11 protein-coding genes are annotated in these 9,767 nt (G+C 43.3%); 7 read left to right on the top strand and 4 right to left on the bottom strand.

Translation table 11 applies throughout. The annotated features are described in order from the left end of the window. From C7B70_RS24045 to C7B70_RS24055, 4 genes are all read left to right on the top strand, one after another. On the top strand, positions 1 to 942 hold a 942-nt coding region (locus C7B70_RS24045), incomplete at its 5' end, for a cytochrome P450 (RefSeq protein WP_199192517.1). Continuing rightward, complete coding sequence (locus C7B70_RS28565) at positions 917 to 1,081, top strand: hypothetical protein (RefSeq protein ID WP_199192518.1); 165 nt, start codon at positions 917 to 919, stop codon at positions 1,079 to 1,081. The genes C7B70_RS24045 and C7B70_RS28565, both read left to right, overlap by 26 nt. Positions 1,082 to 1,163: 82 nt before the next feature. Then, positions 1,164 to 2,276, top strand: coding sequence for a TRAP transporter substrate-binding protein (locus C7B70_RS24050; protein WP_106371454.1), 1,113 nt, complete (start codon positions 1,164 to 1,166; stop codon positions 2,274 to 2,276). 155 nt (positions 2,277 to 2,431) lie between these two features. Continuing rightward, positions 2,432 to 3,178, top strand: coding sequence for a class I SAM-dependent methyltransferase (locus tag C7B70_RS24055; RefSeq protein ID WP_106371447.1), 747 nt, complete (start codon positions 2,432 to 2,434; stop codon positions 3,176 to 3,178). 152 nt (positions 3,179 to 3,330) lie between these two features. Here C7B70_RS24055 and C7B70_RS24060 read toward each other — a convergent pair whose 3' ends face one another. The 4 genes from C7B70_RS24060 to C7B70_RS24080 all read right to left on the bottom strand — a co-directional run bounded on the left by C7B70_RS24060 (position 3,331) and on the right by C7B70_RS24080 (position 6,372). After that, positions 3,331 to 4,680, bottom strand: coding sequence for a TRAP transporter large permease subunit (locus C7B70_RS24060; RefSeq protein WP_106371448.1), 1,350 nt, complete (start codon positions 4,678 to 4,680; stop codon positions 3,331 to 3,333). 76 nt (positions 4,681 to 4,756) lie between these two features. Further along, complete coding sequence (locus C7B70_RS24065) at positions 4,757 to 5,377, bottom strand: TRAP transporter small permease subunit (protein WP_233221104.1); 621 nt, start codon at positions 5,375 to 5,377, stop codon at positions 4,757 to 4,759. Between the two features lie 467 nt (positions 5,378 to 5,844). Next, positions 5,845 to 6,048, bottom strand: a complete 204-nt coding sequence (locus C7B70_RS24075; protein ID WP_146134160.1) for a hypothetical protein — start codon at positions 6,046 to 6,048, stop codon at positions 5,845 to 5,847. 33 nt (positions 6,049 to 6,081) lie between these two features. Beyond that, entirely contained in the window at positions 6,082 to 6,372 is a 291-nt protein-coding gene (locus tag C7B70_RS24080; protein ID WP_106371451.1) for a hypothetical protein, read from the bottom strand. A 627-nt stretch (positions 6,373 to 6,999) separates the two neighbouring features. Between C7B70_RS24080 and C7B70_RS24085 the strand changes: the two genes are divergently transcribed. From C7B70_RS24085 to C7B70_RS24095, 3 genes are read left to right on the top strand one after another with little or no spacing between them, the layout of a single operon-like run. Continuing rightward, positions 7,000 to 8,322 carry an NAD(P)/FAD-dependent oxidoreductase gene (locus C7B70_RS24085; protein ID WP_106371452.1) on the top strand — a complete coding sequence of 441 codons (1,323 nt, stop codon included), beginning with the start codon at positions 7,000 to 7,002 and terminating at the stop codon, positions 8,320 to 8,322. 12 nt (positions 8,323 to 8,334) lie between these two features. Further along, a complete protein-coding gene (locus C7B70_RS24090) occupies positions 8,335 to 8,988 on the top strand; it encodes a TVP38/TMEM64 family protein (RefSeq protein ID WP_233221105.1) in 654 nt (217 codons plus the stop codon). A 58-nt stretch (positions 8,989 to 9,046) separates the two neighbouring features. Continuing rightward, on the top strand, positions 9,047 to 9,679 hold the full coding sequence (locus C7B70_RS24095; protein ID WP_106371453.1) for an alpha/beta fold hydrolase: 633 nt from the start codon (positions 9,047 to 9,049) through the stop codon (positions 9,677 to 9,679). Positions 9,680 to 9,767 lie beyond the last annotated feature (88 nt).

Here is a 9,767-nt window from a genome sequence, read left to right on the forward strand (position 1 = left end):
CGGGAGCGTAGGTTGTTAATGCCTCCTTTTCATGGAGAACGGATGCGAACTTACGGACAATTAATTTGTGAGTTGGTTAACAAAGCAATGAGTTCGCTGTCGATTGGCACTTTGTTTTCTACCCGGAAGTTGGCGCAGGAGATTTCTTTAGAAGTCATGCTCAAGGTCGTTTTTGGGATTAACCAAGAAGACCGTTTCAAGCATCTCAAGTCGCTGATGGTTAACCTCACAGATTCACTTCAATCTCCTTTCATTGGCGGTTTACTTTTCTTCCCATCTTTGCAAAAAGATTGGCGAACCCAGAGTCTCTGGGGATACTTGCGGCATTTACAACGACAAATAAGCGAACAGGTGTACGCTGAAATTCGGGTGAAGCGAAGCTATCTTGAAGGGAATAGCCACCAAAATCAGGTTATTGGCTCAGACATCCTTAGCTTAATGATTTGGGCCCGTGATGAGACTGGTCAACCGATGAGCGATGTCGATTTGCATGATGAATTAATTACCCTAATGCTCGCAGGTTATGAAACAATTGCAAGTGCGATCGCATGGGCGCTATATTGGATTCATCGTCATCCACAAGTTAGCGAAAGGTTGTTTAGAGAACTACATGATCTGGGCAAAGATCCAGATCCCACAGCCATTGTGCAGTTACCCTATCTCACAGCCTTTTGTAACAAAACTTTGCGCCTTTTTCCCGTTGCCGTGCTTACAGTTCCTAGAGAGGTCAAAGAATCTGTAGAACTTATGGGTTATCAACTAGAGCCTGGAATGAGACTTTATGGTTGTATTTATCTAACTCATCAGCGCCCAGATATCTATCTTGAACCTAAATTGTTTAAGCCAGAGGGTTTTCTAGAACGACAGTTCTCTCGGGTGCAATTTTCTCCCTTTCGGCGGTGGTGCGCGTCGCTGCATTGGCGAAGCCTTAGCCCTATTTGAGATGAAATTAGTCTTAGCAAAAATGCTTTCTCATTACCGATTAGCAATGGCAGATCAAGATCCTGAATATCCTCAGAGCCGAGGTGTGACTTTTGCTCCTGCTAAAGGGGCACAGATGATTTTAAAAGAAAAATTCTGAGCCTACCTTGCCGAGTTTAACGATATCTCAACCAAGTATAACTGAACAGTTTTTTACTCAAAACCAGCTTAGGAGTCAAGTAGTGAAACGTAAACAATTTTTGCAAAGTGCGATCGCCAGTACAATTACTGGTTCCGCCCTAGTCGCTTGTCGAACCACAACCAAAGCAACTGGCTCGAATGCAGCCTTACCTACTTTAAATTGGCAGATGGCAACCAGTTGGCCCATAGCATTGGATACAATTATCGGTGGTGCTAAAACATTTGCCGATCGCGTTGCTGCACTCACAGGAGGTAAGTTTAAGATTACACCACGTCCGGCTGGTGAGTTAGCGCCGCCACTAGAAGTGTTAAATGTGGTGTCTCAAGGTGCTGTTCCCTGCGGGCATACAGCCGCTTATTTCTATGTTGGTAAAAGCGCTGCAACCGCGTTTGGTTCGGCTTTGCCTTTTGGTTTGAACGCTCAACAACAGAATGCTTGGCTGTATGAGGGCGGTGGATTACAAAAGCTGCAAGATTTGTATGCCCGCAAGTTTGGTGTTATTCAGTTTCCCGCAGGTAACACGGGAACGCAAATGGGTGGGTGGTTTCGCAAAGAAATCTCGAAAGTAAGCGATTTACAAGGATTGAAGATGCGGATTCCTGGACTAGGCGGGCAAGTCATGGGCAAACTCGGCGTGACTGTGCAGACCCTAGCAGGTGGCGAGATTTTTCAAGCCTTACAAACTGGAGCAATCGATGCCGCCGAGTGGGTTGGCCCCTATGACGATGAAAAATTAGGACTGCAAAAAATCGCTAAATACTATTATTATCCTGGCTGGTGGGAACCGGGAGCAACGCTAGAAGTACAAATCAATTTGAATGAGTGGAAGAAGCTGCCGATACAATATCAAGAAGTGATTCAAACCGCAGCTTTTGAAGCCAACACGATTATGTTAGCTCGTTACGATGCCCGCAATAACGAAGCACTTCAAAGGCTCTTGCAAGGTGGCGTGCAACTACGATCCTATAGCGATGAGATTTTGGCAGCAGCAGAAAAAGCATCGTTTGAGTTATTTGATGAACTTGCTGCCAAAGATGCTGATTTTAAAAGCATTTTTGCCGATTGGAAACAGTTTCGCGATCGCGTCTATGCCTGGAACAACATCAACGAAGGCAGTTTCAGTCGCTACAGCTATAGCAAAATCAAATCGTGACCTCCTTCCCTACCAAATCAAAGATTATGGTAGAAGCTTCTCAAAATCACTGGGATGTAACAACAAAATTGAGACAGGTTCGTTGAGTTCTTAGTGTTGCACCTCGTTGTTGTGCGGCTTGCCTCGAGTCCTAATTACAAAAAGAGAAAAAACCAATGGTAGATATAACCCAGCTAGAAAGTAGTGAAAATTCCGTCCCTCACTCTAATGATTTATTCAACAATCAGTGGAAACTTTATCAAAAAGTTCTGAGCAATAATTACATAAAACACCATGAATTTTACGGCATTCTGCATGAATTTTTAGTTAGCAACTTTCAAAATCCTTTTTCCCTTCTTGACCTCGGCTGCGGGGACGCTAGCTACACGGCTCAGGCTTTATTAAATACTAATATTGCTTGCTACAAGGGGATTGACCTCTCTGAACCAGCTCTGGCGATTGCCCGTGACAACATGGAGCTTACTGGCGGTGATAAGTTATTCATCCAGGGCGATTTCTTTGAGTTAGTTTTTGAATTGGTAAAGGAACGAAAGGATAGCTTCGATGTCATCCTAGCTTCTTTTGCTCTCCATCATTTGACCCTCGAGCAAAAAGACTACATTATTGGGCAGTTTATCCATCTGCTGAAAGCTAACGGTGTTTTTATTCTTATCGATACTGTTCGCCGCGAAGGAGAGCAGAGAGAAGCTTTCATCAAACGCTACCTAGATGGCGTGTATAAAGACTGGTCTTTACTGACACCCCCAGAAGTTCTTGCAGTCGAGGCTCATATATCTTCCAGTGATTTTCCCGAGACGCAGGAAACTTTACATTTAATTGCTCAAAAACATGGTTTTATTCGGTCTGAAAGTCTCTATTCAGACCCGCTCGACACGGCAAAATTATTGTGCTTTTACGCCTAGAAGATGAGATTGAGCAGGAGTTTATAAACGAATTCTTAAAAAGGGTTGTAACTTGTGCTGAATCAACATGAGCGCAACAGCCCCTCTCTGTATCCCTCATCAAATCAGATATAGTCCGGCGCAGGAGGTATTATCGCTCCCCCAAGACCCCCTCATTTAGATAAAACAGGCTGTGCCGAAAGCTCAACTAACCAGCGTACCGTTTGGGGAAACATCATCACCAATAGCAAGACTGCAACTTGCAGCGCCATAAAAGGAATCGCGCTTTTGTGGATATCAATCGTTCGCACTGATGACGGAGCAACGCTTTGCAAGTAGAACAGAGAAAATCCCACTGGGGGCGAAATAAAAGCGGTTTGTAGATTAATCGCCATGACAACCCCAAACCATACCATATCAATTCCTAACTGTTGTGCGGCAGGGACTAACAGAGGCATGGCGATAAAACAAATTTCAATAAATTCTAAAAACACGCCGAGAATAAAAATCACAATATTACTGACAATCAAAAAAGCAATTTTGCCACCAGGTAAATTCACCAACAGTTCTGTAATCAAGGTTTTGCCGCCCAGACCATCAAAAACAAGACTAAAAAAGGACGAGCAAAACAAAATCATCAACACAACCGTTGTTACCACTGCTGTTGAATGACTCGCCGCGCTAATTAGCGACCAGGTTAGTCTGCGGTTGAATGCCGCTAATACACAAGCACCTACAGCCCCAACCGCACCTGCTTCGGTGGGTGTTGCAATGCCGAAGAAAATACTACCTAGCACTGCAAAAATGACTACTAGGGGAGGAATCACAACTTTAACCACGCGCAGCGCCAGCGCCAATCTAGTCATTTGCCGAGTTTCCAATGGTAGCGCCGGAGCTACACTCGGTTGGAAAAATGCTAAAACCACAACATACAAAGCATAAGCAGCAGAAAGCATCAGTCCTGGAATCAATGCCCCTAAAAAGAGATCGCCGACCGATACTCCTAATTGGTCGCTTAAAACCAGCAGCACTAAACTGGGAGGAATCAATTGCGCTAAAGTTCCTGCGGCAATGATTACGCCTGCGGCAAGTTGCTTGTCATAGCCGTAGCGCAGCATCACAGGTAAAGACACTATTCCCATAACGATCACCGTGGCAGCAACAACACCTGTCGCCGCCGCTAACACTGTACCGACAAAAATCACCGCCAGTGCTAGACCTCCGCGTAACGACCCAAACAAAATTCCGATCGTTTCTAATAGTTCTTCTGCAAGTCCTGATTTTTCCAACACAGCACCCAAAAACACAAAAAAAGGAATTGCCAATAGTGTGAAGTTAGACATAGTGCCAAACCAGATATTGGGTAATAGCAACAGCCGACTAGGATCGAACGCGCCGACAAGAGTGCCGATTGATCCAAATATAATCGCCGTTCCCGCAAAGGAAAATGCTACTGGATAGCCACTCATCAGGATGAAAAAAAAGCCAACGAACATGGCAAGCGCCAACCATTCAAAGCCCATAGTTTATCTGCTCAAAAAATAGTGTTTGCAATGCCAATTTAAAAGATTGATTGAGATAATTGTCAGTCTGAGCAATTTACCCCAGTGGTAATTGATTAATATTGTCTTGTAGAGTTTGGGTAACTTGCCTGTATCCTTTCAAAATTGCTAGGTACTTAATCGCTTGCGAAATCGCTTGCGCCAGCAATGCCACAAAAGCAACTATAAGCATTGTTTTAATTGGCGCTCGCGGCAAGCCATCGGCATCTGATGATACTTCCCAACTGCTCCACGTTCCATCGGGTAGCAGCCCCCACGATTGCAAAACTGGGTTAAAACTAACCCAAATTCCTAAAATACAAAAGGGAATCAAGAACAAGACTGTACCTAGAAAATCGACTAAGGCGCGGCGTTTTTCGCTCCATCCTGCATATAGAAAATCTACCCGGACGTTTGCGGCTTGTTTGAGAATGTAGGCGAATCCCAAAAAAAACATTAATGAAAACAAATACCATTGCAGTTCGATCAGCGCATTCGAGGAGAGTTTGAGTCCAATCAGTCGTCCCAAATAACGGGCGGTGACATTGTAAAACCCAACCACGATCATGAGTGTGACAATCCAACCGCTCAATCTGCCGTTCGCGTTACTAACAGTATCAATGGCTTGAGAGAACTTGAGCAGAGCATGAATATGGGAAGGTTTGAGAAGGATACGCAAAGCTAGGTACTCCCATAGAAATTAACGTTAGAGGCACGTTCTGCACTAAGCTCTTTTCCAGGGATTAATCCCTTGTTCTTTAATTTTGAGGTAAAGCAGAACTGAATACACCAAATCAAATAAAAAGATACTTAGATAGAGAAAAATTAAGCGTATTGATGATAGCACAGATAGATAATTGAAATAGAAGCACATACAGTACCAATCATTTTGGCGATCGCAACATACACAGATTGTCTCTATCACTACAAGATAAAAGCATATAAATACAATTGACACAATCAAGTTATCTTGAAAAGCCGTGTGAATCGCACCCTGCTCCGTACCAAATTCGTAGGTAATGAACAGCATATTGAGAAAGCTAACGTCAAGAGTTGAGAAAAAAGCAGCGTAAAAAAAGCTTTCAGGAAACTGTTTGCTAAATTCAGCCTTGCCAAAATTAAGGTACGCAATGACAATAACTAGATTCAAGAAAACCAGACATAATTGATATAAAGTTGCGGTTTCTCACTTGGAAACACAAACGAAAAGATAAATTCCCAGGAAATGTTTATGCAGAGTGCCACTAATGGCATACCAACACTTCGCTCTTGAATAGAGCGTTGAACAATCAATAAGTACGAAATTGTCCAAAAAATACCAGAAAAAATTGCCAAAGCTGTAGCAGTCATTATTTTAAATCCTGTACACTGAGTTAGCCTCATTTAGTTGTTTATGGTTAACGATGGCTCTCGTTGTCTAATCTGAGCAAATCGAAAGCCACGAGCCGATGCAAAACTACCAAACAGGTTGCCCGCCAGATCGATATACATTTGAATCTGACTATTACCTCCAATAAAGCGATATGCTCCAAACCAAACTCTTTGAAAGGGGCGGAGTTGAGAAGCTGATTGTCGCGCTGTTAGCCATGAACGTGCTGGCTGCATCTGCAACATTGTATGTAAAGCTAATACTGTCAGTCCAGCAAACAAAAGTTTTGAATTTAAAATCTTCATAGGTTATGTCTTTCCGGTTCAAACATTTACCAAAGAGTAGGTATCTTGCGAACGAAAACTTGTATTTTCTTACTTTGTAGCTGCCGCTAGGTCGATAGAAAAATCGGCGAGTTGACCTCATGGTGACAATCCAGTCACAGTTATGTCAATTGAGCGTGATAGCACCCCATATATCAACTGAGAAATGGTTTTAGACTGGAAGTAGCGCGATTGCTTAATCTGTCTTACTGCCTCTTTTGCGCTCGAGGGTCGAACGCACTTCAGTAGGAAGATGTTTCATAGCTTTTATCTCCTTTTAGTCAATTTACCTTTTTTAGTTCAAAAGTCTACCTTTATGGAGGACTCCCCAACTTGCGATCGCCCAATTGCCTAGGGCAGTTATTCTAGATATATCAATAAAAACGGTTAGAGGAGTTCGGAAATTATTCGGGCGAAGGCTCTGAAGTTGTTCGGAACAGTCTGTTTTATTAATGTGATCACTTCCTTTGTATTGTTTAATAAAGACTAATCAGTTACTACTTAAAATCTGAACTAATTAGAAGCTTCGTGCATGGCAGTATTTGACAGATGAGCCTCGCCTTTCTATAGAAATGTTTTAAACTATCAATCCGTTTTTTCAGAGGTAGCATGGTTAAGAAAGTAGTGATTGTGGGCGCTGGCCCCTGCGGCGTGCTGATGGCGCACTATTTACTAAGACGCAGCGATCAGTATCAAATCGATCTTTACGATCGCCTCAGCGATCCGCGCTCTATAGAGTTTTCCAAGGCAAGAACCTACCGAATCACCCTAACCGAACGGGGCATAAGCGCGCTCGGTCAGATTGCCGAAATTGAAACCGCCGTAAGAGCGATTAGCTTAGAGATCCACGGCGGTATTTTTCATCAGGAGAATGGCAAACCGCGAGTAACATCCAGAAAAAAACCTTTTGTGACGCTTGATCGCACCAGGTTATTTATAACGCTGCTGCAAAAACTGACTGAAAAATATGACACCAGCCGACTCAATTTGCATTTCAATCATGCCTGCACCAAAGTAAACTTTGCAGCTAAGACAATCGCGTTTCAACCTACAGCCCAAACTTCTGAAGCAATAGATACAAGTTTGACTGTGAAATACGATTTGTTAATTGGTGCAGACGGCGCGCGTTCAGTAGTGAGATCGCATTTTCTCAATACCGATCTATTTGAGTTTGAGCAGAAATACGTGCCAACAGACTACAAATCAATTATTTTACTTAACTCGAACCAACCGTCAGACATTCACTTAGAGCCAAACAGAGTTCATTCTTGGCGAAGCAATGACGGCACAGTTGTATTACTGCTTCATCAACCGGATAGTAGCATGAGTGGTATTATCTCGTTTTCGCGAGTAAACAATCAAGTTGCCGCTCTCGCTACCCCAGAAGCTGTACTGCAATTTTTTCACAAAAAGTTTCCAGAGGTAGGTAAACTGATGACTCCATCAGAAGCAGAAGCATTTTTGCAGCGATCATCATCTAGAGTTTTAACCACTCGCTGTAGTCGCTATCATCACGGCGATAGCACCCTAATTGTAGGTGATGCCGCCTACGCTTCTGTATCCCCTTCTCTCGGTCAAGGTTGTAACGCTGCCCTAGAAGATGTTGCTATTGTTGACAAGCTATTAGATGAATATGCTGATAATTGGGCGATCGCTATTGCTCAGTTTACAATTCGCCGCAAAGCGGATGCCCACGCCTTAGCAGAATTAAGCGATAACTCCTATCCATCTTCCGCCAAATTAGGAATTGAGTTTGCGCTCAGAGAGAAACTTGCCAAAACCCTGCATCAACTGTTTCCCAATTACTTCGTACCATCGTTAATGGATTTAGTGTTTGAAAGAGATGTTCCCTATGCAGAGATTCTACATTCCTACAAAGGCTGGATTGCCAAAGTGAAAAAGTCAAACCAGCAATTTTTAGAAGCCTCGTAACACCTCCTAACTATGCAGCGTAAAATTATCAAAATTCTTGAACTTACTCTTATTGTCCTGCTGATTGCCGGCGCGATTTGGTTAATTAATCGAGTTGGCATTGAGCAAATTAGAAACAATGTTGCTCAACTTGGCGTTTGGACACCATTCATTATCATGTTGCTAAGACTCATTTGTATTGTAGTTCCTGTATTGCCAGGTACACCTTATGCAATTTTGGCAGGTGCATTGTTTGGATTCGCTCAAGGTCTAGTGATAATTGCGATCACAGATTTTCTTGCCTGTAGCGTTAATTTTTTCATTGCTCGTCGTTACGGTCGGGGAGTGGTGCAACGATTTGTAGGTAAGCGATTTATGGACAAGCTCGATCTCTGGAGCAAAAAATATCTGGGAGGCAATTTCTTCTTGTTGACGGGGGCTATGATGTCCATCTTTTTTGACTATATTAGCTACGGGGCGGGTTTATGCCGGGTGCCTTGGCAGCGATTTATCAGTGCTTTAGGGTTAAGTATTGTACTGGTAAAGCCTCCACTTGTGGCAGTTGGCGCGGGCGTTTTGCAAGGCGAGAAGTTATTAATTGGCGCTTCGGTAGTGGGGATATTGGCGATCGCTCTTATGTCTGCTTGGACTCGACGCAAAGCACATCAAACTGCTAACTCAGAATAATAAATATTTTACGCTCAACGAACCTTGTATCCTAACAGCCTTTTTAAAGCATCAACCCATGAAAAAGTTTATCGTTCGGCTATTTATCGTCTTTCTAGTGTTAAGTGGGTCAATTGGTTATGTATCTGGCAATCGTGCAACGCCAGCCTCAAGTTGTACAATCGCTAGCTATACTGCACAGGTCAGTAACGGTACATTATCTTACAGCCAGGTGGGTAACGGGCGTAAGGTTTTACTATTACACGGTTTGTTTGCTGACAAAGAGCAGTGGCACACCATTATGTGTCGATTGTCTGAAGTGGGCTATCAGGCGATCGCCCCAGATTTACCAGGCTATGGCAACAGTGACGGTTTTACTTTGAGCGACTATGCTCTGGAGAACCAAACAACACTCTTACATGAGTTGATGGAGAAATTGAGGATTAAGTTTTTCGATCTAGCGGGTAGCTCAATGGGAGGAGCGATCGCATGGCTGTATACTCAACGTTACCCAAACCAAGTGCGTAGCCTCGCCTTCATTGGTTCGCCGTTGGGCGTTGTCGATTGGGCAGATAGTGTCAAAGCAGCCATCTTTCAAGGTATTAACCCTTTTATTCCCATTACCAAAGAACAGTTTGCTTTGGAGATTGGGCTGCTGTTCTTCACTCCTCCTCTGATTCCTGACGCTTTCGTAAGTAGACGGTTACAATAAAATATAAGATCAAAGAGATGTGTTTTCTGCACGGGGACAATTTTTTAAATGCCTGCTCCTATTCGAATAGTTTTAACAGAGGAAGAAG

Origin of the sequence: Chlorogloea sp. CCALA 695, from assembly GCF_003003885.1 — a bacterium.
Taxonomy (GTDB): Bacteria; Cyanobacteriota; Cyanobacteriia; order Cyanobacteriales; family Chroococcidiopsidaceae; genus Aliterella.